The 24,677-nt window shown below is 64.2% G+C and carries 22 protein-coding genes; 6 read left to right on the top strand and 16 right to left on the bottom strand.

Going from position 1 to position 24,677, the window contains the following annotated elements:
- Nucleotides 1-27: 27 nt before the first annotated feature.
- The 12 genes from Q7J44_RS09715 to Q7J44_RS09770 all read right to left on the bottom strand — a co-directional run bounded on the left by Q7J44_RS09715 (nucleotide 28) and on the right by Q7J44_RS09770 (nucleotide 12,989).
- Complete coding sequence (locus tag Q7J44_RS09715; RefSeq protein WP_304879296.1) at nucleotides 28-576, bottom strand: HK97 family phage prohead protease; 549 nt, start codon at nucleotides 574-576, stop codon at nucleotides 28-30.
- A gap of 4 nt (nucleotides 577-580) precedes the next feature.
- Nucleotides 581-823 carry a hypothetical protein gene (locus Q7J44_RS09720; RefSeq protein WP_304879298.1) on the bottom strand — a complete coding sequence of 81 codons (243 nt, stop codon included), beginning with the start codon at nucleotides 821-823 and terminating at the stop codon, nucleotides 581-583.
- Nucleotides 820-2,010 (bottom strand): phage portal protein, encoded by a 1,191-nt coding sequence (locus tag Q7J44_RS09725; protein WP_304879299.1) that lies wholly within the window; start codon nucleotides 2,008-2,010, stop codon nucleotides 820-822. The genes Q7J44_RS09720 and Q7J44_RS09725 overlap by 4 nt, the downstream gene beginning before the upstream one ends.
- 40 nt (nucleotides 2,011-2,050) lie before the next feature.
- Entirely contained in the window at nucleotides 2,051-3,403 is a 1,353-nt protein-coding gene (locus Q7J44_RS09730; RefSeq protein ID WP_304879301.1) for a DNA-packaging protein, read from the bottom strand.
- The gene (locus tag Q7J44_RS09735; protein ID WP_304879303.1) at nucleotides 3,354-3,689 is read right to left on the bottom strand and encodes a hypothetical protein; all 336 of its coding nucleotides are present in this window, start codon (nucleotides 3,687-3,689) and stop codon (nucleotides 3,354-3,356) included. The genes Q7J44_RS09730 and Q7J44_RS09735 overlap by 50 nt, the downstream gene beginning before the upstream one ends.
- A 208-nt stretch (nucleotides 3,690-3,897) precedes the next feature.
- Nucleotides 3,898-5,076: an endolytic transglycosylase MltG gene (gene mltG / locus Q7J44_RS09740; RefSeq protein WP_304879305.1), complete on the bottom strand. Its 1,179-nt coding sequence runs from the start codon at nucleotides 5,074-5,076 to the stop codon at nucleotides 3,898-3,900.
- 3 nt (nucleotides 5,077-5,079) lie between these two features.
- The gene (gene fabF, locus Q7J44_RS09745) at nucleotides 5,080-6,339 is read right to left on the bottom strand and encodes a beta-ketoacyl-ACP synthase II (RefSeq protein WP_304879307.1); all 1,260 of its coding nucleotides are present in this window, start codon (nucleotides 6,337-6,339) and stop codon (nucleotides 5,080-5,082) included.
- 181 nt (nucleotides 6,340-6,520) lie between these two features.
- Nucleotides 6,521-7,573 (bottom strand): Gfo/Idh/MocA family protein, encoded by a 1,053-nt coding sequence (locus Q7J44_RS09750; protein ID WP_304879310.1) that lies wholly within the window; start codon nucleotides 7,571-7,573, stop codon nucleotides 6,521-6,523.
- A complete protein-coding gene (locus tag Q7J44_RS09755) occupies nucleotides 7,570-8,355 on the bottom strand; it encodes a ThuA domain-containing protein (RefSeq protein ID WP_304879313.1) in 786 nt (261 codons plus the stop codon). Before Q7J44_RS09755 ends, Q7J44_RS09750 begins: the two co-directional genes overlap by 4 nt.
- Before the next feature lie 105 nt (nucleotides 8,356-8,460).
- A complete protein-coding gene (locus tag Q7J44_RS09760; RefSeq protein ID WP_304879315.1) occupies nucleotides 8,461-10,812 on the bottom strand; it encodes a TRAP transporter large permease subunit in 2,352 nt (783 codons plus the stop codon).
- 15 nt (nucleotides 10,813-10,827) lie between these two features.
- On the bottom strand, nucleotides 10,828-11,706 hold the full coding sequence (locus Q7J44_RS09765; protein WP_304879364.1) for a TRAP transporter small permease subunit: 879 nt from the start codon (nucleotides 11,704-11,706) through the stop codon (nucleotides 10,828-10,830).
- A gap of 197 nt (nucleotides 11,707-11,903) precedes the next feature.
- Nucleotides 11,904-12,989: a TRAP transporter substrate-binding protein gene (locus tag Q7J44_RS09770; protein ID WP_304879317.1), complete on the bottom strand. Its 1,086-nt coding sequence runs from the start codon at nucleotides 12,987-12,989 to the stop codon at nucleotides 11,904-11,906.
- Between the two features lie 226 nt (nucleotides 12,990-13,215).
- On the opposite strand from Q7J44_RS09770, the gene Q7J44_RS09775 reads away from it, so the two are divergent.
- From Q7J44_RS09775 to ilvN, 6 genes are all read left to right on the top strand, one after another.
- Nucleotides 13,216-14,643, top strand: a complete 1,428-nt coding sequence (locus Q7J44_RS09775; RefSeq protein WP_304879319.1) for a cache domain-containing protein — start codon at nucleotides 13,216-13,218, stop codon at nucleotides 14,641-14,643.
- A complete protein-coding gene (locus Q7J44_RS09780) occupies nucleotides 14,640-15,281 on the top strand; it encodes a response regulator transcription factor (protein WP_304879321.1) in 642 nt (213 codons plus the stop codon). The genes Q7J44_RS09775 and Q7J44_RS09780 overlap by 4 nt, the downstream gene beginning before the upstream one ends.
- Nucleotides 15,278-16,012, top strand: coding sequence for a phosphotransferase enzyme family protein (locus Q7J44_RS09785; protein WP_304879323.1), 735 nt, complete (start codon nucleotides 15,278-15,280; stop codon nucleotides 16,010-16,012). The genes Q7J44_RS09780 and Q7J44_RS09785 overlap by 4 nt, the downstream gene beginning before the upstream one ends.
- Before the next feature lie 111 nt (nucleotides 16,013-16,123).
- Nucleotides 16,124-17,038 carry a calcium/sodium antiporter gene (locus Q7J44_RS09790; protein ID WP_304879325.1) on the top strand — a complete coding sequence of 305 codons (915 nt, stop codon included), beginning with the start codon at nucleotides 16,124-16,126 and terminating at the stop codon, nucleotides 17,036-17,038.
- Between the two features lie 368 nt (nucleotides 17,039-17,406).
- Nucleotides 17,407-19,179, top strand: a complete 1,773-nt coding sequence (locus Q7J44_RS09795) for an acetolactate synthase 3 large subunit (protein WP_304879328.1) — start codon at nucleotides 17,407-17,409, stop codon at nucleotides 19,177-19,179.
- A gap of 74 nt (nucleotides 19,180-19,253) precedes the next feature.
- Nucleotides 19,254-19,814 carry an acetolactate synthase small subunit gene (gene ilvN / locus Q7J44_RS09800; protein WP_304879330.1) on the top strand — a complete coding sequence of 187 codons (561 nt, stop codon included), beginning with the start codon at nucleotides 19,254-19,256 and terminating at the stop codon, nucleotides 19,812-19,814.
- Here ilvN and Q7J44_RS09805 read toward each other — a convergent pair.
- The 4 genes from Q7J44_RS09805 to Q7J44_RS09820 all read right to left on the bottom strand — a co-directional run bounded on the left by Q7J44_RS09805 (nucleotide 19,800) and on the right by Q7J44_RS09820 (nucleotide 24,408).
- Nucleotides 19,800-21,038 carry a cyclopropane-fatty-acyl-phospholipid synthase family protein gene (locus Q7J44_RS09805; protein WP_304879332.1) on the bottom strand — a complete coding sequence of 413 codons (1,239 nt, stop codon included), beginning with the start codon at nucleotides 21,036-21,038 and terminating at the stop codon, nucleotides 19,800-19,802. The two genes, ilvN and Q7J44_RS09805, sit on opposite strands and share 15 nt — an antisense overlap.
- 72 nt (nucleotides 21,039-21,110) lie before the next feature.
- Complete coding sequence (locus Q7J44_RS09810) at nucleotides 21,111-21,887, bottom strand: enoyl-CoA hydratase-related protein (RefSeq protein WP_304879335.1); 777 nt, start codon at nucleotides 21,885-21,887, stop codon at nucleotides 21,111-21,113.
- A gap of 86 nt (nucleotides 21,888-21,973) precedes the next feature.
- Nucleotides 21,974-22,432 carry a cytochrome c-type biogenesis protein gene (locus tag Q7J44_RS09815; protein WP_304879337.1) on the bottom strand — a complete coding sequence of 153 codons (459 nt, stop codon included), beginning with the start codon at nucleotides 22,430-22,432 and terminating at the stop codon, nucleotides 21,974-21,976.
- 5 nt (nucleotides 22,433-22,437) lie between these two features.
- Nucleotides 22,438-24,408: a heme lyase CcmF/NrfE family subunit gene (locus Q7J44_RS09820; RefSeq protein ID WP_304879339.1), complete on the bottom strand. Its 1,971-nt coding sequence runs from the start codon at nucleotides 24,406-24,408 to the stop codon at nucleotides 22,438-22,440.
- Between the last annotated feature and the right edge of the window lie 269 nt (nucleotides 24,409-24,677).

The raw sequence follows: 24,677 nt of genomic DNA on the forward strand, positions 1-24,677 counted from the left end.
CCTGATGTTTGAACGAAAGCCGGGGCGTTACCGCTCGGCCAGTTGTCGGCGCGCGTCGTCAAAGACCTGCACCATTTGCCGCCAGTGCCAGCCGTCATCCGACTTTGCCTGCACCCGCGCTTCGGAAAGCATCGGAAAGGTCACCAGTGACACCTCCCAAAGCTCCAGCTCTGACAAAAGCCGCCGGCCCTTGCCATCGCGTTCGGCCTTCACCGTGCGGTAGCCGATCGACAGACCGTCAATCGCCCCCGCCGCCAGCAGGGCCGCCGCTTCACGGCCCCGCGCCACCTCGGTCAGGATGCGGCCTTTGACCCACAGGCCGCGCGCATCCTCGCGCACCTCGTCCCAGACCCCGATCGGCTGCGCGGCATCATGCTGCCACAGCATCTTGACCTTGGCCCCGGCACTGGCCAGCCGCTTCAGGCTGCCTGCATAGGCTCCGGCCAGCACCACATCGCCGCCCTGATCCTTCAGGCCGAACAGGCTGGCATAGCCCTCGACCGTTCCACTGCCGGTTACCGTCAAGCCTTGCTCCGGCCGCAGATATTTCCGCTCCGGCGCCCCATATTCAGTCATTCCGTCACCTCATCGCCGCCTGAAGAATGGCCTCGGCCCCCTGCGTCAGCAGAAAGGCCGCAACCCCGTACACGCCCAGCCAGATGCGTTTTTCCAGACGCTCCAGCACGGCATCAATCTGGCCCAGCCGGTACTCCAGCGCCGCCCAACGCTCCTGGGCCACGCGTTCATTCGCCTCGATCCGCGCCGCCGCCGCGTCGAAACTGTCGAACAGAAACCGTGAGCCTTCCGGTTTGCGGATCGTCATGCCTCGTCCGTCACCGCCGGCAGACCCAGCAGGCGGCGCTTTTCAGCTTGCGTCAGAAAATCTGCCGCACCCACCCGGGCCCATTGCTGGTCACGCTCCGCAGCCAGCGCCGGGATCTGGTCCAGATCGACGCGCAACTCGACCTCTTCCGCGGTGAACCCTGCCAGCCAATGGCTCACATCCGCCAGCACCTTCGCCGCCAGCGGCAGCACGGTCAGCCGGTAAAATGCGCGGTTGGCTTCCTGATAATTGGCATAGGTCGCATCCCCCGGAATCCCCAGCAGCATCGGCGGAATGCCAAAGGCGATCGAGATTTCCCGCGCCGCCGCCTCCTTGGTCTGCTGGAACTCCATATCGCTGGGCGAAAAGCCCATCGGCTTCCAGTCCAGGCCCCCTTCCAGCAGCATCGGCCGCCCGGCGTTGCGCGCGCCCTGATGGTTCGCCTCAATCTCGCCGACCAGCCGGTCGTACTGGTCGTTCGACAAAGATCCCTGCCCGTCCACCCCCTTATAGACAATCGCGCCCGAAGGCCGCGCCGCATTGTCCAAAAGCGCCTTGGACCAGAAGCTGGCCGCGTTGTGCACATCAACCGCGACCGCCGCCGCCTGCATCGGCGACAGGCCGTAGTGGTCATCCTGCGGATGAAACGCCTTCAGATGGCAGATCGGCTTGACCTCGCCGCGCACGTCAAACCGATGCGTCCGCCCGCCGACCGTGTAATCATAGGCCACCGGCCAGCCATCCGGCCCCGGCACCAAAGACATCCGGTCCGACCGCAGCACATGCAGCTCGCCGGGCAAAGTGCCCGCCCCCGGCACTGCCTCCAGATAAGCGTTGCCGCTCAGCAGAAAATGCCCGTACACCGCCTCCAGAAACTCGGCCCGGCCCTGCGCGCCGTTGGGCCGGTTGATCACGCACAGCACCGGGTGGCTGTCAAACCGCCGCTCGGCATCCTGACAGACCAGCGGCAGCGCCGCTGCCGCTTCGGCCACCAGCTTCACCGCCCGGAACCCGACCGGATTGGCCAGAAACCCGGTCCGGGTCAAAGACACCGCATCGCGCGGGCTCCATTTCACCCGCCCCGATGATCCCCAGGCCGCCACCCGCCCGGTCGCGCTGGCCTTGGATTCCAGCGCAGCAGACGGCACCGGCAAGGCCTCGGCCCGCCGCAGAAAGTTGAACACCATGTTTTCAGATCTCCGTTTTTCGGGAACACCCCGATGCGCGCTAGCGCCGTTCCAGAGCCCGCATCCGCGGATCGCCGCCATAGGCTTTTGCGGGCGCGAGCATTGCCTCATGCATGGCCCAGACCAGCGCATCCACCCGGTCCGGGCTGCCTTCCCCTTTAAACCCCCGGCTGCTCATCAGGCACATCTGATCCTCCAGCTTGCGAAGTTGACCGCAATGCACCACCTGCCCCTGCTCATACAAAGCTGCCACCGGCTCTGCCCGCAGGATCTTGCCCTTTGTGGCCGACACCCCGCGATAGGCCACCAGCGCGCCTTGCTGGCGGATCATCTGTTCCACCATGTCGCCGCCCTGGTTGATCTCGGCCACCATCCGGTCGGCGTCGTGCCGCTCATAGGCGGCCACCGCCGCCCGCGCCCATTCGGTGGGGGTGCCGCTGATGCTGGCGTCTTCCAGCACCACCGCCCGCCAGTCGCGCGGATTGCCTTCCGTCAGCACCCCCACCACCACGATGCCGCATTCGTCGGATGTGGACTTTGATGTCACCGGCGGGTCCACTGCCACCACCACCCGGCTCAGCCGTTCCGGTGCCGGCCCCCGCGCCGCCTCCAGCATCGCCATGGTCCACAGTGCGCCGTCAATATCCTCGATCAGCTCGCCCTCCAGCTCCTGCCGCCCCAGCCGCTTGCCGCCATAGCGGGTCTGCACTTCCTCCAGGAACGATTTCGCCAGATAGGCCCGGTTCGCATCGGTGGGGGCGTGGGTCATCACCGTTGACGGGTTCTTCAGAATGGCCTTCAACACCGGAATGTTCTGCGGCGTCGTCGTCACCACCTGCTGCGGATTGGGCCCCAGCCGCAGCGCAAACTGCAGCTGGTCCCAGGTTGCTTCGGCCTTGTTCCACTTTGCCAGCTCATCCACCCAGGCCGCATCAAACTGTGGCCCCCGCAGACTGTCGGGATCATAGGCCGAAAATAGCCGCGCGGTCGCCCCGTTGGGCCAGGTCAGCATCCGCCGCGACCCGTTCCATTCGGGGCGACGGTCCGGCGGCGAACAGGCCATGATGCCACTGTCGCCAAACACCATCACCTCGCGCGCCTCATCCAGCGTTTCGGCCACCAGCGCCACACGGCTCGCCCGGCCGGGGTCCGACGGGCGCGCACCTTCCACCTGCGCACGCACCCACTCGGCCCCGGCCCGCGTCTTGCCGGCACCGCGCCCCCCCATGATCACCCAGGACTTCCAGGCACCCTCAGGGGGCAGCTGATGCGGCAGCGCCCAGAACTCGAACATCCACGGCAGCGCCAGCAACGCATCGTTCGACAGCCCGCCGAGAAAATCGTCAATCACCTCCGGCGTCGCGGAGGAGAGCCAGACGCCGCCCGATCTCATCACGCGCGGCTGCAAAGTCGAGCTCGCCGGTTCCGACAGCCCCGGCAAGCGTTTTGCGGAGTTTGTCAACTTTGTTCCTTTCATCCATGAACAGCCGGACAAAGCTGGTCAGATTGTCCGCGACACGTTTCGCCTCGGCCAACTGATCGAACTTCCCGGCCTCCACCTCTTGAATCACCTGATGCAGCCTGACGACCGCGCGCCCCATTTGCTGCTCGGCCACCCGCAACAGGTCCTCAGGCGTTTGGGTCTTGTCCGCTTCCGTCGCAGTGAAGTTGATTGTCATGCTGTGCTGCCACCCGCCTCGCTATCCCTCCGGTCGAGCGACATGAAAAAGAGCGGTCAGGGGTGTTACCCCGCCGCTCTCGACACGTCTTCTAGCATGCCACAAGTGATACATCGGACCGCGCGCCAAGTCAAGCCAAAAACTCAGCCTTATCAATGGCTTGGCGCGCGCAGCGTTTACCGTTTGTTAACCCTGCCCCGGCCGGGGCCTATTCGCCCTGCACCCCGGTCTGGCTTTCCTGCCCGCGCGTCCGCTCAATCTCGCGCCAGCGCGCCACATTGGCGTTATGCTCCTGCAGCGTTACCGCAAAGGCATGGCCGCCGGTGCCATCGGCCACAAAGAAGATGTAATCGGTGGTATCCGGGTTCAGCGCCGCCTCGATGCTCAACCGTCCCGGATTGGCAATCGGGGTCGGCGGCAGCCCGTCGATGACATAGGTGTTATACGGCGTCTCGCGCCGCAACTCGCTTTGCCGGATGCCGCGCCCCAGCACGCCCTGCCCCATGGTCACGCCGTAAATCACTGTGGGGTCGGTCTGCAACCGCATCCCGCGTTCCAGCCGGTTCACGAACACACTCGCCACCTGCCGCCGCTCTTGCGCGACGCCGGTTTCCTTTTCCACGATGGACGCCATGATCAGCGCCTCCTCAGGGGTGGCATAGGGCAACCCATCGACCCGGCTGGCCCAAAGCGCCGCCAGAATCTGCTCCTGCGCCGTGGTCATCCGCGCCAGCAACGCCGCCCGGTCAGACCCTTTGTCGACCTCATAGCTGTCGGGGGCCAGTGACCCCTCACGTGGCACCGCAGCAACCTCGCCGGTCAGGAAATCGGCGCGTTTCAGCGCCTCTGTCACCTGCCAGCTGGTCACACCCTCAGCCAAAGTCACCCGGAACCGGATATCCGACTCTTCGACCACATCAATATATGCCTGCGGCAAAGCCTCGACCGCCGGGTCAAACTTCACCACCTCGACATAGCGGTTGGTCGTCGCATCCAGCTCACGCAGCACCACATCCGCCGCATTCACCCCGATGCGAAAATTCACCTCACGCCCGCAGGTCGACTGCCCGCCTTCGGTCAGCGATGCCAGAACGTCCACCATCGACGCCCCCGGCGGGATCAGATAGCTGCCGAATTTCAGCAGCTGCGCCTTTTCCGAATAATCCGCGCCGATCCGGAAGATCCGCGCATCAGATACCGCGCCCTGCGCCTCCAGCGCCCGGCTGACCTGACTCAGCGATGCCCCCCGCTCCACCCGGAAACAGATCGCATCGGTCAGTGGCCCGGGGCCGGTGTATTCCTCACGCCCCCAGGCCAGAATCCCGGCCGCCACCACCAGCAGCACAATGAACAGCGTCAGCGCGTTCGAGGCTATGGACCGCCACATCGCTCAGCGCACCTTGCCGAGGACAAGGCTGGCATTGGTGCCGCCAAAGCCGAAGGAATTGGACAGCGCCACATCAATCTTGCGATGCCGCGCCGCATTCGGGGCCAGATCCAGCTTTGGCACCACCGCCGGGTTATCAAGGTTGATCGTCGGCGGTGCCACCTGATCGCGGATGGCCAATATGCAGAAAATCGCCTCCACCGCGCCCGCAGCCCCCAGCAGATGGCCGATAGAGGATTTGGTCGAAGACATCGTCGCCCCCGCCGCCGCATCGCCCATCAGCCGTTCCACCGCGCCCAGCTCGATGGTGTCGGCCATGGTGCTGGTGCCATGCGCATTGATGTAATCCACATCCGCAGGCGTCAGGCCCGCGCGTTTCAGCGCCGCCGCCATGCTGCGATAGCCGCCATCGCCGTCCTCGCTTGGGGCGGTGATGTGATAGGCGTCGCCCGACAAACCGTAGCCCAGAACCTCGGCATAGATCTTTGCGCCACGCGCTTTGGCATGTTCGTATTCTTCCAGCACCACACAGCCCGCACCCTCACCCATGACAAAGCCGTCACGGTCGGCGTCATAAGGGCGGCTTGCCTTGGTGGGATCATCGCCGCGCTTGGTGGACAGCGCCTTGCAGGCGTTGAACCCGGCAATCCCGATTTCAGAGATCGGGCTTTCCGCGCCCCCCGCCACCATCACATCGGCATCATCAAGCATGATCAGCCGCGCCGCATCGCCAATCGCATGCGCGCCGGTCGAACAGGCCGTCACCACCGCATGGTTCGGCCCCTTGAAGCCAAAGCGGATGCTGACCTGCCCCGACACCAGATTGATCAGCGACCCCGGAATAAAGAACGGCGAAACCCGCTTGGGCCCCTTCTCCTTGATCAGCACAGCGGTTTCCGCAATCGTCGACAACCCGCCGATGCCCGACCCGATCATCACGCCGGTGCGTTCCTTGTCTTCATCGCTTTCCGGCACCCAGCCGGAATCGCGCACCGCCTGCACTGCTGCTGCCATGCCATACAGGATGAAATCATCCACCTTGCGGCGGTCCTTCGGTTCCATCCAGTCATCAGGGTTGAAGGTGCCGTCGGTGCCATCGCCCAGCGGAATTTCGCAGGCGTATTGCGTCACCACATTGCTGGCATCGAACCGCGTGATCGGCCCGGCCCCGGATTGCCCGGCAATCAGCCGGCTCCAGGTTTCCTCGACCCCGCAGGCCAAAGGTGTCACCATTCCCAGACCCGTCACAACGACACGACGCATACGCTCTCTCCCCAGCTCCAGCAGGCTTTTCCGCCTGATACACGCGGGCTTTGTTCAGCGCAACCGCCGGGGCGGTCACCCGTGGTTGACCGGCGGAATGGGGGGCCAGCCCCCCAGTCCATTGGTCTCTCGACGGCGACACCAATGGACTACCCCCGGGATAGGTTCCGGCTGAACATGATCAGACCGGCAGCACCAGACCACCGCGCATCGCACTTTCCTCTGCCCGGTCCACCAGCCGCTGCAACGCCGCCCCGCACGCAAAGTCCGGCACCGCCGGGGCCTGTCCCCGGATCGCTGCAATAAAGCGCTCATAGATCGACAAGGTCGGCGGGCACTCAACCTCGCGCCAGGTTGCGGTCAGCCGGTCCGGCCCGGTGCAGGCCAGCATGCGGCTGACGTGGTTCTCGGACCGCACCTCCAGCCCGCCCAGATCACCATAGATCCGCAGCCGCAGGTCGTTCATATGGCCGGTGGCAAAGCGCGTCGCATGCACGACACCCAAGGCACCGCCCTCCAGCCGCACCTGCATCGTCACGCTGTCATTGGCGTCCAGGGTGTAATCCCCGATCCGCCCGTCCGGGGCCTTGTCGAAGGTGGCCAGCCGGGCCGAAATATCAACAGCCGCCTCACCGGCGATGAAGCTGGCAAAGTCGAGGATATGGATGCCGACATCGCCCAGCACCCCTTTTGACCCATGCGCGGTAGACAGCCGCCACAGCCATTGCGGCGTGTCGCGCCATTCGCCCCAGGCGGGCTGCGTCAGCCAGCTTTGCAGGTAAGACGCCTCAAAGTGCCGGATCTTGCCAATCAGCCCCCCTGCCACCATCGTGGCCGCCAGTTGCAGCGCGGCACCGTTGCGATAGGTCAGGTTCACCATATTGACCACGCCTGCCGTTGCCGCCGCGACTGCCATCGCCTCGGCATCCGCGGCATTGGTGGCCAGCGGCTTTTCGCACAGCACATGCTTGCCCGCCGCCACCATCGGAATGGTGGTGGCGAAATGCACGCCATCTGGCGTTACATTGGTCACCGCATCAAACTGGCCCCAATCCAATGCTTCAGAAACCGACGCAAAGCCATTGGGAATATTGTGCTTTTCGCAAAATGCGGCGAGCGGTGCAGGCCGCGTATCGACCCCCCCCACCAGTTCCACCCCGTCAATCGCAGCGAACCCTTCGGCATGGTTGTTCGCCATGCCCCCGGTGCCAAGGATCAAAAGCCGGACCGTCACCGGAACCCCTCCTCACCGTCATGGTGCAGGCGTGGCCCGCGCTCCTCAATCGGCTCCAGCGCTTCAGCCACCGGCACGTTGGGTGCCGCCGAAGGCTCTGCCAGCCGCGCCGCAGGGTTATAGGCCCATTTCACCGCGTTCAGGATCACCCGCTGCACATGGGCGTTGTGATAGGTCGGATAGGTTTCATGCCCCGGCCGGAAATAGAACACCGACCCCGCACCGCGTTTGTAGGTCAGGCCCGACCGGAACACCTCGCCGCCCTGAAACCACGACACAAACACCGTCTCCATCGGGTCGGGCACACCAAAGGGCTCGCCATACATTTCCTCATTCTCAAGCTCGAAATGGTCGGGCAGCCCGGCGGCAATCGGGTGGTTGCGGCTGGTCAGCCAGATCCGCTCGCGCTCGCCCGCCTCACGCCATGTCAGGTTGCAGGGGCTTCCCATCAGCCGCTTGAACGGCTTGGCAAAATGCGCCGAGTGCAGGAAAATCGCGCCCATGCCGGACCAGACCGCATCGCAGACCCGCTCCACCACCGCGTCGGCCACATCGCCATGCGCCGCATGGCCCCACCAGATCAGCACATCGGTTTCCGCCAGCTTTTGCGCCGTCAGCCCATGCTCGGGGTCTTGCAGCGTGACGGTCGAGGCTGTCACCCCGGCATCATTGTTCAGCGCATCGGCAATCGCGGCATGCATCCCCGCAGGGTATATCTCTGCCACGATCTTGTTTTTGCGCTCGTGAACATTCTCGCCCCAGACCGTTACCCGGATCGCCATGGCGATTCCCTCCTATGCTTGCGCTGTCACAGGCTGGATAGCACCATCCAAAGCGCTTTGGCAGAGGGGCTTTTTCCGGGCGGCAAAGCCCCGCCGCCCAGGCGTTTAGCCCAGCAGGTTGGGCACAATCGTCACGATCCACGGCGCGAAATACAGCAGCAAAAGCGCGCCCATCTGGATCAGCACAAACGGGATCACCCCGGTATAGATCTGCCGCGTTGTCACCTCTTTCGGGGCCACCCCGCGCAGATAGAACAGCGCAAAGCCGAAGGGGGGCGTCAGGAAACTGGTCTGCAGGTTCACCGTAATCATGATCGTGACCCAGCTCGGGTCAAAGGTGCCGCCATAGATCACCGGCCCGACAATCGGCACCACGATGTAGATGATCTCCAGAAAATCCAGCACGAACCCAAGGATGAACAGCACCAGCATCACGATCAGAAACGCCGTCAGCTCATTGTCGAAACTGCGCAGAAAGCTCTGGATGTAATGCTCGCCACCAAAGCTGATCAGCACAAGGTTCAGGATCTGGCTGCCGATCAGAATGGCAAAGACCATGCTGGTGATCTTCGCCGTCTCGCGCACCACCGATGTCAGCACCGCCCCGCGCCACAGCACCCAGCAGGCATAGAGAATGCCGAACATGGTGAAACTGTACGCCCCCATCGCCACCCAGAACGCGACGATCTGTTCCGTCGTGGTGGTGCCAAGCCCCAGCCGCAGGTCAAAGTTGACGCCCACCAGCAGCATGATCACCAGCGCGAAGGACGCCCCGATGATAAGGCGCGGGCTGCGCCCCTGATCTTTCAGCCTGCGATAGGCTGCCAGCAACAACGCCCCGCCTGCCCCCAACGCCGCCGCCGGTGTCGGGTTGGTAATGCCGCCAAGGATAGACCCCAGCACCGCCACCACCAGCACCAGCGGCGGAAACACCACCCTTATGATGTCGTTCTGCACCAGCATCGGCATCGCCGCCCACAGCGCCCAGACCACCAGCCCGAACGGCAGCGCCAGCCACAGCAGGCTGACCCCCGGCGACATCAGCGGCCCGATGAACAGCGCATCCACCACCAGCCCCAGCGCCACCCCGGCCAGCCCGACCCAGACCGGGCGATGATCCGCCATCGGGGCCAGCCCGCGCGCCGTGGTCAGCGTCAGCGCGGCCAGCAGGAACAGCACCGCCACGCCGGTGCCGACGGGCGCCCGGCTGTCCTCCCGCGCGACCCGTGCCGCAGCGCGTTCCTCCGGCGTCAGCGCACGGGCCTGCACCGCCCCGCCACCTGCGGCAATCGACGCCTGCTCGGCCACCGCCGCATCCCAGCGCTCCTGCCCGTGCAGGGCGATCATGCTGGCCTGGCATTGTTCAGACACATTGGTGCGCAGCGACGCGCCTTGTCCGCCATCGCTGAAACTGTCCACCGTCATGTCCTGCGATCCGATCAGGTTGACCTGCGCCAGCATTAGAAACCCGCCGATCAGCGCCGCCGGCACGATCAGGAACCACATCGTCGCCTCACGCCGGGTGACGATTTGTCCATTGCCTTCGGTCAGCTGAATCGCGGGCGCTTTCCCCGGATTGGCCAGCGCAAAGCCAAAGGCGTAAGCGGCGTACAAAAACGCCAGCATCAACCCCGGCAGAATCGCCGCCTGAAACAGGGTGCCCACCGACACCACCGCCGCCCGGCCCAGATAGGTCAGCGCATCCGAACAGCCCGCGGCCTGCGCCCGCACCTCCTGACCCGAGGCATAAAGATCCCCCGCCATCGTACCCAAGAGCACGATGACAATCGACGGCGGAATGATCTGGCCCAGCGTGCCACTCGCCGCGATCACCCCGGTCGCCAGCTGCGGGCTGTAGCCCGCGCGCAGCATGGTGGGCAGGCTCAGCAGCCCCATCGTCACCACAGTGGCACCCACAATCCCGGTGGATGCGGCCAGAAACGCCCCCACCACCACGACCGAAACCGCCAGCCCCCCCGGCAGCGGGCCAAACACCCGCGCCATGGTGGTCAGCAGGTCATTGGCAATTTTGGACCGTTCCAGCACAATGCCCATCATCACGAACATCAGCACCGCCAGCAGTGTCTCGATCGACGCCCCCGCGATCACCCGCTCGTTCATCCGGTTCACGATGAACGACAGGTTGCGGTCCATCGCCACCTCCCAGCCGCCCGGAAACAGCGACACCTCCACGCGCGGCAGATCCGGATAGCGGAAGGTGGTGATGTCGATCCCCGCCACCCCCTGCGCCTGCAGGGCGCGGTACGCCGCCGACCCGGTATCAATCGCCTGATGGATCAGCACCCCCGCCGAATCCAGCGCTGCAATGATGCCAAAGCCGATGATCCCGGCCCCGCCAATGGCAAAGGCCACCGGAAAGCCGGAAATGATCCCGCCAAACAGGCACAGGAACACGATCAGCAGACCGACCTCAACGCCGTCCAGACCAAAAAGCATAATCTCGTCCGTCCCTTATCGTGATTGCAGGTCCTGGGCACTGCCGCCCGGCGCATCCCGGTCCAGATACCGCGCCTCGGCCTCCGGCCCTTCGATGAATTCCAGATAGGATCGCCAGAAGAAGGCCCAGGCGTGGATGAACACCAGCGCGCAGAAGGCGATCATCAGCAGCTTGAACAGGAAATAGGCGTCAAACCCGTTGGGCGAAAAGGCAATCGTCTCGACATTCCATTTGAAGATCCGCGCCTTGGCCAGCAGCGACTCCAGCTTGTCACTCGCCGAGACCTTGGGCGTGACCAGTGACCGCCACATGAAAAACCACGCATAAAGCCAGGTCAGCACCGCCACCGGCATCATGAACAGCACACAGCCTGCCATGTCGATGACCCGCCGGGTGCGGAAACGCACATTGGCATAGAGAAGATCCACCCGCACATGGCCGCCCTGCACAAAGGTATAGGTGATGCACAGACAGACGATCATGGCGTTGTACAGCTTCAGCTCTTCCGACCACCACGACAGATCGCGCAGAAATGACGGCCCCGGCAGCAGCGGATAGCCAAAGGGTGCAAAGGGCCCGAACTCCAGCGCCGCCACCCGGAAGATGCGCTGCAAAAAGATGATCACGATTTGCTGCAACACCATCAACAGCCCGAACCAGGCCACAAACCGCCCGATCCCGTTGGCAAAGCCTTCCAGCCCGCGCACCAACCCCCACAGAAAGCCGCGCCGGACCATGCCAATCGCGGTCAGCACCAGAAATGTGGTCATCACCACAAAGAAAAACTCGACCGAGGCCCCGTAAAAGATGAACCGCGCCAGCGCCTCCCGGTCCGCCCAGTTCAGCCACAACCCCGGATTGGCCACCGCCACCCCAAGGTTGACAAAGGCCATGCCGATATTGCCGATCACCCACAAAATGCCGTCCAGCACGTCGCCCCCCGTCTCATCCAAACCGCACCCGGCCCCACAATCCGGACCGCCCCCCATTCATCTGTTCATAAATAGCCCAGGGGGGTCCGGGGGGAGGATCCCCCCGGGGTCAGCCACAAACGCAGCGCCAGCAGGAAAACCCCGCCAGCGCACAGCCCTTACCCCAACACGCGGTCGCGCTGCGCGGTATAGGTGCCGTCCGAGATCTTCAGCCAGGACGACGAGGCCTTCATCGAGGCCATCGCAGAGTCGTAGACCTTCTTGTAGATCTCATCGCCCATGTTCTCGTCATGCACCGCCTGACTTGCCGCGCCAAAGGCATCCCAGACCGAATCCGGGAATTCCATCGTGCGCACGCCCGCCGCCTGCAGGCGGGCAAGGGCGGCCCCGTTCTGGGTCAGGAACTGCGCCAGATTCCACTGGTGTCCGTCGCCCGAGACGATCTCGATGATCTTCTGCTGCACCGGGGTCAGGCTCTCGAACACATCGCGGTTGGTGGCCAGTGACAGACCGGCGCCGGGCTCGTGGAAGCCTGCGGGGTAATAAATCTTGGTGATCTCCTGCAGCCCCAGCTTTTCATCGGCCCAAGGCCCGATCCATTCGGTGGCATCAATCGCACCCGATGACAGCGCCTGATAGACCTCGCTGCCCGGGATGTTCTGCACCGACGCGCCCATCTTGCCAAGCGCAAGGCCGCCCAGACCCGGCATGCGGAACTTCAGCCCCTGAAAATCATCGGGTCCGGTGATTTCCTTGCGGAACCAGCCGCCACCCTGTGCGCCGGTGTTGCCGGCCAGAAACGACTTGATGCCAAAGATCTGGCCCAGTTCGTCATGCAGTTCCATGCCGCCATTGTGGTAGTACCAGTTCGCCAGCTCCTGCGCGGTCATCCCGAAAGGCACGGCGGTAAAGAAGGCATAGGCCGGGTGCTGACCGACAAAATAGTAGTCCGCCCCGTGATACATATCAGCCTGACCCGAGGTTACGGCGTCAAACACCTCGAACGCCCCCACCAGCTCGCCTGCGGCTTTCAGGTCCACCGTCAGCTGGCCATCGGTCAGCGCGGTGATCATGTCGGCGCAGCGCTGGGCAGAGTCATGCACCCCCGCCAGCCCGCGGCCCCAGGTGGTGACCAGCGTCAGCGTGCGGTTGCCCTGCGCATACATCGGGGCTGCCAGCGTGGTCGCGGCAGCAGCCGCCCCTCCGCCAAGCGCAGCCTTCGTCAAAAAGGAACGACGGTCCATCGGCACTCTCCTCCCGTTTATTGATTGCCCTGCAAGCGGCCTCCACCACTGCGGTCTGATGACATTATCGTGAGGACGTTGGGCCGGAAATACCGACAACTACGCACAGAGGGGCCAATTCGACAAAAATGTCAGTGACGGATTGCCCGCCCGGATTGCCCCCGGATTGCCCGTTGACCGCGCCCGCATCCCCCCGCACTCTGCCGGTCAGTGTCGGGGGAACAGCATGGCCACAGGCCACAGGGACAACCGCAGGGACAGCCGCAGCGACGGCCACAGGCTCAGCTATGGGCAAAAGGTTTTTCTGTTGGCCACGCTGCCGCTTGTGCTGGCGATGGCGGTGCTGTCGGTTCTGGTCACGCGTGAGGCCCGGCAGATGTCGGAACGCGAAATCGCGGTGCTCGAAACCCAGCTGATCGCCACCAAACAGGCCGAGCTGAAAAACTACCTGTCGATCGCCCGCACCGCCTTTGGTCCGATCTACGGCAATGCCCTGCCCGATGACCAGCGCGCAAAAACCCGCGTGGCGCAAATCCTTGCCGCGATGACCTATGGCACCGACGGGTTTTTCTTCGTCTACGATTACAACGGGCGCAACATCGTCAGCCCGCGCCAGACCTGGCTGATCGAGAAAGACTGGGCCGGGCTGAAAGATACCGAAGGCACCCCCGTCGTCGACCGCCTGATCGAACTGGCACGGGCAGGCTCCGGCTATCACAGCTATGTCTGGCCCAAACCCTCGACCGGGCGCGACGGGCGGATGATCACCTATGTCATCGGGTTGCAGGACTGGCGCTGGGCGGTCGGCACCGGGGTGTTCATCGACGATGTGCTGACATCCGTTGCCGCCGCCCGGGCTGAAACCACCGCCCGCGTCAGCCGCACCTTTGTCTATATCGGGGCCATCACTGCCGCCGCCGTGCTGGCGGTGTTCCTGTCGGGCCTGTTTCTGAACCTGCGCGAACGCCGTCTGGCCGATCAGAAGCTCAAGGCCCTGACCCAGCGTATCTTTGACACGCAGGAAGAAGAGCGCGGCCGCGTCGCGCGCGAATTGCACGACAGCATCAGCCAGATCCTTGTCGGCGTGCGCTACACCCTCGAACTCGCCCGCCGCCGGCTGACCATCGGGGACACCAGTGCCGGCGAAAGCCTTGGCCAGGGCATCGAGAACCTGAACGGCGCGATTCAAGAGGTGCGGCGCATCAGCCGCGACCTGCGCCCCGGCGTGCTGGATGATCTTGGCCTTGGCCCGGCCCTGCAATCGCTGGCCGAAGAATTCGGCCGCCGCACCGGCATCACGGTCGATTATGTCACCAACCCGTTCCGCAACCGTCTCGACCCCGAGGCCAAGATCGCGCTTTACCGCATCGCACAAGAGGCGCTGACCAATATCGAACGCCACTCCGGTGCCACACATGTCAGAATGCTGGTGCGCGGCACCAAGGATGGCGCGGTGGTCCGGATCGAGGACAACGGCAACGGCATGCCACCCGACCGCCGCGACGGGCTTGGCCTGCGCAACATGGCCGAACGGGTGGAACAGCTTGACGGCACCCTGCGCATCCTGTCATCCCGCACCGGCACGCTGATCGAGGCGCAGGTGCCGCTGTCGCACATGCTGCCCCCCACCGGAACCGCAGAGGCATCGCAATGACCAAAACCCGGGTTCTGATCGTGGACGACCACCCGATGGTGGCCGCAGGCATCCGCGCCATTCTGGAAACCTATGACGATATCCATGTCGTCGGCACCCTGTCCAATGGCCGCGATGCCATTGACCGCGTGGCCGAGCTTGACCCCGATGTGATGCTGCTGGATCTGAACATGCCGCAGATCAGCGGGCTGGCCGCGACCGAGATCATCCTCGAACGCCGCCCCGACACCCGCATCCTGATCCTGTCGATGCATGACAGCCCCGAATACATCTCCACCGCGCTCAGCCACGGGGCGATGGGGTATCTGCTGAAGGACGTGCCGACCGAAGAGGTCAAGCTGGCCATCGACACCGTGATGAAAGGCCGCCGCTATCTGTGCACCGGGGCGGCCCAAAGCCTGAAACCCGCAGGCGACAACGCGCGCGAACCGCTGACCAGCCGTGAACAGACCATCCTGCTGGAACTGGCACAGGGCCGGTCCAACAAAGAGGTGGCCATCGCGCTGGATATCTCTGTCCGCACGGTGGAAACCCACCGCAAGAACATCAAACGCAAACTCGGCATCAGCTCCACCGCCGGGCTGACCCGCTACGCCATGGAACACGGGGTGTTGCAAGGCACCGGACAGGGTCGATGAGCGGGGGGCCGGTGACAGCGCCCCCGGCAGCGCTCGGCCTGCACCCCCGGCAGCGCCTGACCGGCGGTCACCGCAACACCGTCTGGCTTTGCGACGGGCCGGACGGCCCCGTCGTCGCCAAATCCACCCGCCGCAGCGAAGACCAGCTGCGCTGGCTCGCACCGCTTCACGCCGCGGCCCGCGCTGCGGGGTTTCATGTGCCCGCCCTGCGCCCCTCCGCCTCGGGCCAGCTGCTGCATCAGGGCTGGACGATTGAGCCATGGGTCAGCGGCCACATCCCCGAACCGGCGGACCTGCAAGCCCTCGCCCCCCGCATCCGCGCGTTTCACGCCGCCTGCCCGCCCCTGCCGCAGCGCCCCGGCTTTTGTGCGCTGCCCGAGTTTGTCACCCATACCCGCAGCGGCGATGTTGACCTCGGCATCCTGCCGCCAGACCTGCTGGCACGTTTGCGCAGCGCATGGGCCGCCGTCGCGGGTCTTCCCGCGCAAGCGATCCATGGCGATCTGGGCGCGGCCAATCTGATCCTGACGGATCAGGGCCCCTGCCTGATCGACTGGGACGAAGCCCGGGTCGATCTGGCCTTTCTGGACCTGATCCATTGCGAAGCGCAGACCGCCACTGCCCAAAATGCCCATCTCGCGCTGGAAATTGCCTCCTGCTGGCAGTCAGAGCCAGACCACGCCCGCGCGCTTCTGGTCCGGTCATGCTTTCACAGCACCAACGGCCCATAAAAGCCGGGCACCTCAAGGAACTTTGCCCGCGGCCCTTGCATTTCCCCATGCCGCACCAAAGTCATGCGGACAAAAGGCCATCGGCCATCAACCACCATCGGGGAAGCCATCTTGACCTACATCCTGTTCTGCATCGGGCTCGTCGCCCTGTTTCTGGGCGGCGAGTATCTGGTGCGCGGCGCATCGAACATCGCCCGCCACTTCAACCTGTCGCCCATGGTCATCGGCCTGACCATCGTGGGCTTCGGCACCTCGGCACCCGAGCTTCTGGTTTCGGTGCAGGCCGCCCTTGCCGGTCAGCCCGCGATTGCCATCGGCAACGTGCTGGGATCAAACATTGCCAATATCCTGCTGATCCTTGGCACCTCGGCCACCATCGCGGCGCTGATGATTCCGCTGCAAAAGGTCTGGCGCGACCTTGGCATCATGGTGCTGGCCACGGCGGCGCTTTGGGTGATGCTGCTGGATGGTGTGATCTCACGCATGGACGGGGTCATCCTGCTGATCGGGCTTGCGATTTTCATGATCATGGCCTTCGTGCTGGGCAAGGAAGAGCCTGATCTGGATGCCATCCCGCCCGCCGGGATGGGGATTTCGGTCGCGCAGACGCTGGGCGGTCTGGTGGTGCTGGTAATCGGTGCGCGGCTCTTGGTCGACAGCGCCACGCTGATCGCCCAATCCTTCGGCGTGTCCGAGGCTGTGATCGCGCTGACCGTGGTAGCCGTCGGCACCAGCCTGCCGGAACTGGCGACATCTGTCATCGCGGCGTTCCGCAAGCAGACCGAAATCGCGGTCGGCAATGTGATCGGATCGAACATCTTCAACATCTTCTCGATCCTCGGCATCACCGCCCTGATCACCCCCATCCCCGCCGACCCGCGCTTTGCCAGTGCCGATATGCCATGGGTCGCCGGCACCGCGGTTGTGCTGGTGTTGTTCGCGGTCCTGCTGAAGGGCATCCCCCGCATGGCAGGCGTGGCACTTCTGGCGGTCTACGCAGGCTATGTCGCGCTGATGATGGCCTGATCCCAGCCCCGCCGCCTGTGCCAGCCACAGGCGGCGGGGGCGACTCAGGGAGGTTTCGAACCCGAAACCCCAGCGAAATTTGCATTAATTTCCGCAGGGCACCCCAAAACGTAAGAAAAAACCAAATTTAGCCGCCCCCTGCGACAGATTATTAGATTTTTTGCGGTTGACGGCCCCGCTGCACCACCATAGTTTGCCCTCCGTAGAGCTTAGAGGGGCGGCAATGCTGCACATTCTCGTACTTGGGGGTTTTGGGTGCATGGGCCGGTAACGGTTGACCATAACAGGTTCCCATGCGCCCCCGGAAACCCCGGGGGCTTTTTGTTGCGACAGATCAGGCCAGACTGGCACAGGCGGAGAGACGGACGATGACAAAGGCAATGGCGGGGACGAATGCGATGACGGGCGCACGGATGGTGGTGCAAGCGCTCAAGGATCAGGGCGTCGATGTGGTCTTTGGCTACCCCGGCGGCGCTGTCCTTCCGATCTATGACGAGATCTTTCAGCAAAACGACATCCGCCACATTCTGGTGCGCCATGAACAGGGCGCGATCCACATGGCCGAAGGCTATGCCCGGTCGACCGGCAAGGTCGGCGTGGCGCTGGTCACATCAGGCCCCGGGGCGACCAATGCGGTGACAGGTCTGGTCGATGCGCTAATGGACTCCATCCCCATCGTGGTGCTGACTGGCCAGGTGCCGACCTTTGCCATCGGCACCGATGCGTTTCAGGAAGCCGATACCGTCGGCATCACCCGGCCCTGCACCAAGATGAACTGGCTGGTGAAAGACACCGCCAAACTGTCGGAAACCATCCACCTTGCGTTCCACGTCGCCCGTTCGGGACGCCCCGGCCCGGTGCTGATCGACATCCCCAAGGATGTGCAGTTCGCCGATGCCGATTATGTGCCACGTGAGAAAATCAAGCCAAGCCATTACCAGCCCAAGGTAAAAGGCGATATCGACCAGATCACCCGTCTGGTCGAGATGATCGAAACGGCAGAGCGTCCGGTGTTCTACACCGGCGGCGGTGTCATAAACTCCGGCCCCGCCGCCAGCCAGCTGCTGCGCGAACTGGCCGAAGCCACCGGCTTTCCCGTCACCTCGACCCTGATGGGTCTGGGGGCCTATCCGGCGTCTGGCAAGAACTGGTTGGGCATGCTGGGGATGCACGGGCTGTACGAGGCGAACCTTGCGATGCACGGCTGCGATCTGATGATCAATATCGGCGCGCGGTTTGACGACCGCATCACCGGACGGATCAAGGACTTCAGCCCCAACTCGCGCAAGGCGCACATCGACATCGATGCGTCATCCATCAACAAGGTGGTGCGTGTCGATGTGCCGATCCTCGGCGATGTCGGCCATGTGCTGGAAGACCTGCTGCGGATCTGGAAATCGCGGGGCCGCAAGGTCAACAAGGCCGGGCTGGCCGCGTGGTGGAAGCAGATCAACGAATGGCGGGCGGTGAAATGCCTGACCTACAACCCCTCCACCAGCATCATCAAACCGCAATACGCGCTGGAACGGCTGGAAGCGCTGACCAAGGGGATGGACCGCTATATCACCACCGAAGTCGGCCAGCATCAGATGTGGGCCGCGCAGTTTCTGGGCTTTGAAGCCCCCAACCGCTGGATGACCTCTGGCGGCCTTGGCACCATGGGCTATGGACTGCCCGCATCCATCGGCGTGCAGATCGCCCACCCCGACGCGCTGGTGATCAATGTCGCGGGTGAGGCATCATGGCTGATGAACATGCAGGAAATGGGCACGGCGATGCAGTTCCGCGCGCCGGTCAAGCAGTTCATCCTGAACAACGAACGCCTTGGCATGGTGCGCCAGTGGCAGGAATTGCTGCATGGCGAGCGCTATTCGCAGTCATGGTCGGAATCCCTGCCCGATTTCGTCAAACTGGCCGAAGCCTTTGGCTGCAAGGGCATCAAGGTCAGCGACCCCAAGGATCTGGACGACGCCATCATGGAGATGATCCGCTATGACGGCCCGGTGATCTTTGATTGTCTGGTCGAAAAGCACGAAAACTGCTTCCCCATGATCCCGTCGGGCAAACCTCACAACGAAATGCTGCTTGGGGACGCCGATACCAAGAATGCGATCGGGGCACGGGGTGCCGTGCTGGTGTGATGTCTTGCTGATAACCCCGGGGGCTTTGCCCCCGGACCCCCAGAGTATTTTTGTCAAGATGAAAGGGCAGGCTCATGTCGCCGCTCAATATCAAACAAGGCTCCAGCAGCCATTCCGCCTATGACCTGCGCGATCCCAATGCCGAGGTGATCGAGGCCCATACCCTTGCCGTGATCGTGGACAACGAGGCCGGGGTTCTGGCCCGGGTGATCGGGTTGTTTTCGGGGCGGGGCTACAACATCGACAGCCTGACCGTGGCCGAGGTCGACCACACCGGGCATCTGAGCCGGATCACCATTGTCACCCGGGGCACGCCGCAGGTGATCGCGCAGATCAAGGCGCAGCTGGGCCGCATGGTCCCGGTGCATGATGTGCATGACCTGACCGAGGAAGGCCCCTCGGTGCAGCGCGAGCTGGCGCTGTTCAAGGTGGCGGGCAAGGGTGAACACCGGATCGAGGCGCTGCGGCTGGCCGAGATCTTCCGCGGCCATGTGGTGGATTCGACGCTGGAATCCTTCGTGTTCGAGATGACCGGCACGCCCGAGAAGATCGACAGCTTTGCCGAGCTGATGCGCCCGCTTGGCCTGCGCGAGATTGCGCGGACCGGGGTGGCGGCCCTGTCACGCGGGGTCTGACGACCCCGCATCGGCGCGGGTGCCGGGGTAGAGATATTCCCGCACCCGCGGCACCGCGCCGGGGTGCTGTGCTATCTGCATCTGGAACAGCACCATGCCCATATGGGTAAAGCTGACCTCGGCCGCGACCAGATACCACCACCACATGCGGATAAAGCGGTCGTCGAACATCGCCCTGACCTGCGGCTCCTGCGCGCGGAACCGGGTTTGCCAGTGGCGCAGGGTGCGTTCGTAATGGCCGCGCCAGACCTCCAGATCGGTGACAACAAGGTTTGCGCGTTCCACCCGTGGGATCACCTCGGAAAACGCGGGCGCATAGCCGCCGGGGAAGATGTATTTCTGAAACCACGGCGACAGCACGCGTGGCGGGGTGTGGCGCCCGATGAAATGGATCAGCCCGATGCCATCCTCAGTGAGCACCGCGCGGATCTTGTCGAAATAGGCCTGATACTGCGGCACGCCGACATGCTCCATCATGCCCACAGACACCACCCGGTCAAAGCGGTCGGGCACATCGCGGTAGTCCTGCAGCCGGAACGCCACCTTGTCTAACAGCCCCAGCGCCGCCGCGCGGGCCTGTGCCGCTGCCAGCTGCACCGGCGACAGGGTGATCCCTGTCACATGCACCCCGTGCCGTTGCGCCAGATAGAACGCGAGGCCCCCCCAGCCGCAGCCGATGTCCAGCACCCGCTGCCCCGGCTGCAGGCACAGCTTGGCGGCGATATGGTCCATCTTGGCGGCCTGCGCCGCCTTCAGCGTCATGCCATCGTCGCGAAAATATGCGCAGGTGTATTGCAGGTCTTCGTCCAGAAACAGCGCGTAGAACGCTTGCGGTATGTCGTAATGATGCCGGACGCGGCGGCGTGACACACCCAGCGGGTTCCACTGCATCAGCGGTTTGGCCGCGATCCGGCGCAGCCGGTGCGCCAGCCGCATCGGCAGGGGCAGCGCCCCGCCCACCGCATTCTGCCCCGCGATCTGCAGAAACCGGCGCAGGTCTTCGTCGGTGGGAAAGTGCAAGGCTCCGTCCATATACCCCTCCCCCAACGCCAGCTGCGGGTTCAGCACGATGCGCCGGGGCAGGTCAGGGTCGGTGAGCGTCATCTGCGCAGGCACGCCGGGGCCGGGGCCATATTGCCCGATGCTGCCATCCGGAAACTGCACCTGCAGGCACCCGGTCCGGATGCCCCTGTTCAGAATGGCTTGCAAGACCCTGATCCACATGCCCCACCCCCGCGCCGCCTGTGTCTGGTGACATCCAGCGTAATCAGGGCAGACCGGGTTTGGGAAGCGTTTTCAGCGCCCCTCGAACGCGGGCGGACGTTTGTCGAGGAAGGCCACCACCCCTTCCATGAAGTCACGGGTCTTGCCACATTCCCCCTGCAACCGCGCCTCCAGCGCCAGTTGCGTGTCCAGATCGTTGCTGGAACTTTGCCGCAGCGCCTGTTTCACGCCGCGGTAAGCCACCGTCGGGCCAGCGGCCAGCGCGCCCGCCCGTGCGGCGACAAGGGCTGTGAACCCGTCATCCGGCACCGCTTCCCAGATCATGCCCCAGTCGGCGGCCTGACGCGCGCTGATCTTGTCGGCAAACAGCATCGCCCCCATGGCACGGGCAAAGCCCACCTGACGTGGCAGCCAATAGGTGCCGCCTGCATCGGGCATCAGACCAATGCGGGTGAACGCCTGAATGAAGCTGGCGCTTTCCGCCGCGATCACCACATCGCAGGCAAGCGCCAGATTGGCCCCTGCCCCGGCAGCAGCCCCGTTCACGGCGGCGATCACCGGCACCGGGCAATCCATGATCGCGCGCAGCAGCGGTTCATATTCGTCGCGCAGCGTGCGTTCCAGATCGATCTCGGCAATCTTGGCCCGGTCCCCCAGATCCTGACCCGAGCAGAAGGCGCGCCCGGTCCCGGTCAGCACGATGACCCGCGCGGTTTTACCGGCATGGCGCACCGCATCCAGCAGTTCCGCCCGCATCCGGCTGGACAGGGCGTTCATCACTTCGGGCCGGTTCAGCGCAATGCTGGTGATGCCGCCGTCGGTCGTCACGATAAGTGTCTGGTAGTCCATCTGGCCCCCCTGCGTTCCGGCATCAGACTAACCGCCCCGCCGCACAAGAAAAAGCCGGACGCGGCGTCACAGGTTACTTGCCCGCCTTACTTGCCCGTCAGATCGCGCAAGCGGGCCTGCTCTTCTGCGGTCAGCGCGGCCTCTGCCGGGGCGGCCTGCCCGCGCCTGCGGATATAGACCAGCGCCCCGGCAGCCCCCAGCAGGAACACCCCCGGCCCGGCCAGCCACAGGATCAGGTTCGCGCCCTCGGCCTTTGGGTTGAACAGCACGAACTCGCCGTAGCGGCTGACTACGAAATCAACCACCTGCGCATCGCTGTCGCCTGCCATGATCCGCTCACGCACCACCAGCCGCAGATCGCGGCTGATCGGCGCGTTGGAATCGTCGATCGATTCCCCCTGACAGACCGGGCAGCGCAGATCGCGGCTGATGGCGCGCGCCCGCGCCTCCAGCCCCGGGTCGGCCAGCACCTCATCGGGCTGCACCGCATGAACCGGGGCCAGCGGGGCAGCGGCAAGCAGCAGGGTCAGCAGGAAACGCTTCATCTGCCTCACTCCGCCGGAACCGCGTTTGCGCGGCGCGTGGCCCCCGCCGCGATGCGGTAACGCCGGTCGCTCAGGCTGAGAAAGCCGCCGAAGGCCATGATCAGACAGCCACCCCACAGCCAGTTGGCAAAGGGCTCGATATAAGAGCGCACCGCATATCCACCACCATCCTGCGGATCACCGATCACCAGATAGATGTCGCGCAGGAAACCGTAATCGATGGCGGCTTCGGTGGTCGGCATCCCCTGCACCGGATAGAACCGCTTTTCCGGGGTCAGCACCGCCACCTGCGCGCCATCACGGCGCACGATCATCGTGGCCATGGTGCTCATGTAATTCGGGCCCTGCACCTCTTCGACCGAGGCGAGCGTCACCTCATACGGCCCCAGCGCATAGCTGCCGCCTTCGCGCACGATGCGGATGTCTTCGGTCTTCCACGCCATCAGCGCGCAGACCGCAAACACCGTGATCCCCATGCCGGCATGGGCCGTGGCCTTGCCCCAGTCGGCGCGGGGCAGACGGGCCAGCCGTGCCGCGCGGCCCGCAACCGGCCCACGCCCGGTCCGGCTCCACAGATCAATCCCGGCCCCCAGCACCACCCATATCCCAAGTGCGACCCCAACCGGACCAAGCGCCGTGCGCCCGGTCTGCATGGACCAGACCAGCGCGCCAACCGCAAAGGCCAGCAGCATGGCCGGGATCAGCGGCCGCAGCCCGCGCAGGATCTCGCCCCGTTTCCACGGCATCATCGCACCAATCGGCAGGATCACCGCCAGAGCCACCGCAAAGGGTGAGAATGCCGCGTTGAAGAACGGCTCGCCCACGCTGAGCGTGCGGCCAAAGAACAGCTCGGCCAGCAAGGGCCAGATCGTGCCGATGAACACCACAAAGGCCGCCACCGACAGCAGCAGGTTGTTCGCCACCAGCGCAGATTCCCGGCTGACCATCGCAAACAGCCCCTTGGCCTCCATCGATCCCGCACGAAACGCAAACAGCGTCAGCGCACCGCCCATGAACACCGCAAGGATCAGCAGAATGAACACCCCGCGCTCCGGGTCATTGGCAAAGGAATGCACCGATGTGATCACCCCCGACCGCACGATAAAGGTGCCGATCAGCGAAAAGCCAAAGGCCATGATCGCCAGCAGAATGGTCCACGCCTTCAGGCTTTCGCGCTTTTCCACCACGATGGCGGAATGCAGTAACGCAGCCGCCAGCAGCCACGGCATGAAGGACGCATTCTCCACCGGGTCCCAGAACCAGAACCCGCCCCAGCCAAGTTCGTAATACGCCCACCATGACCCCAAAGCGATGCCGATGGTCAGGAATATCCACGCCGCAAGCGTCCATGGCCGCACCCAGCGCCCCCATGCCGCATCAACCCGGCCTTCGATCAGCGCGGCCACAGCAAAGGAAAATGCCATGCTCAGGCCGACATAGCCCAGATACAGAAACGGCGGATGAAAGGCCAAACCGGGGTCTTGCAGCAGCGGGTTCAGGTCCATCCCGTCCAGCGGTGGCACCGCAAGGCGCAGAAACGGGTTCGAGGTGAACAGCATGAACATCAGAAACGCCACGCCGATTGACCCCTGCACCGCGATCACCCGCGCCTTCAGCGTCGGCGGCAGATTGCCGCCAAACCACGCAGCACAGGCCCCGAACAGCGCGAGGATCAGCGCCCACAGCAGCAAAGACCCTTCATGATTGCCCCAGACGCCGGAAATCTTGTACAGCATCGGCTTCAGCGTATGGGAATTCTGCACCACCAGAACCAAGGAAAAGTCCGAGGTCACAAAGGCATAGGTCAGCGCCGCAAAGCTGGCCGCAATCAGCACGAACTGGATCATTGCCGCCGGTTCCGCCACCGCCATCAGCGCCGCATTGCGCCGGTAGGCACCCCACATCGGCACGGTCATCTGCACCACCGCAACCGCGAGTGCCAGGACCAAGGCAAAGTGACCAAATTCAACGATCATGCAAATCCCCCACAACTTCAGCCTACACTATGCCCAAACCGCGCCACACACCATGGGATGCGCGCGTGTGTCGCGGTCACAGTTGCGCGGCCCCGGGGCGGCCCTGAAACGTGACGCCCTCCACGCCATAGCCGGGGAACAGGGCGTGATGATGGGGGTCGGCCATGACGGCAAAACGGTGCATGGATCAGGGTTTCTTCGGTTGGGGGTGCAGGCGGGTGTCGCCAAGGGCGCCGATGCCATCGAGGATCGGATAGGCCACCGAGATC

Source organism: Pseudotabrizicola sp. (assembly GCF_030656345.1).
Lineage (GTDB): Bacteria > Pseudomonadota > Alphaproteobacteria > Rhodobacterales > Rhodobacteraceae > Pseudotabrizicola.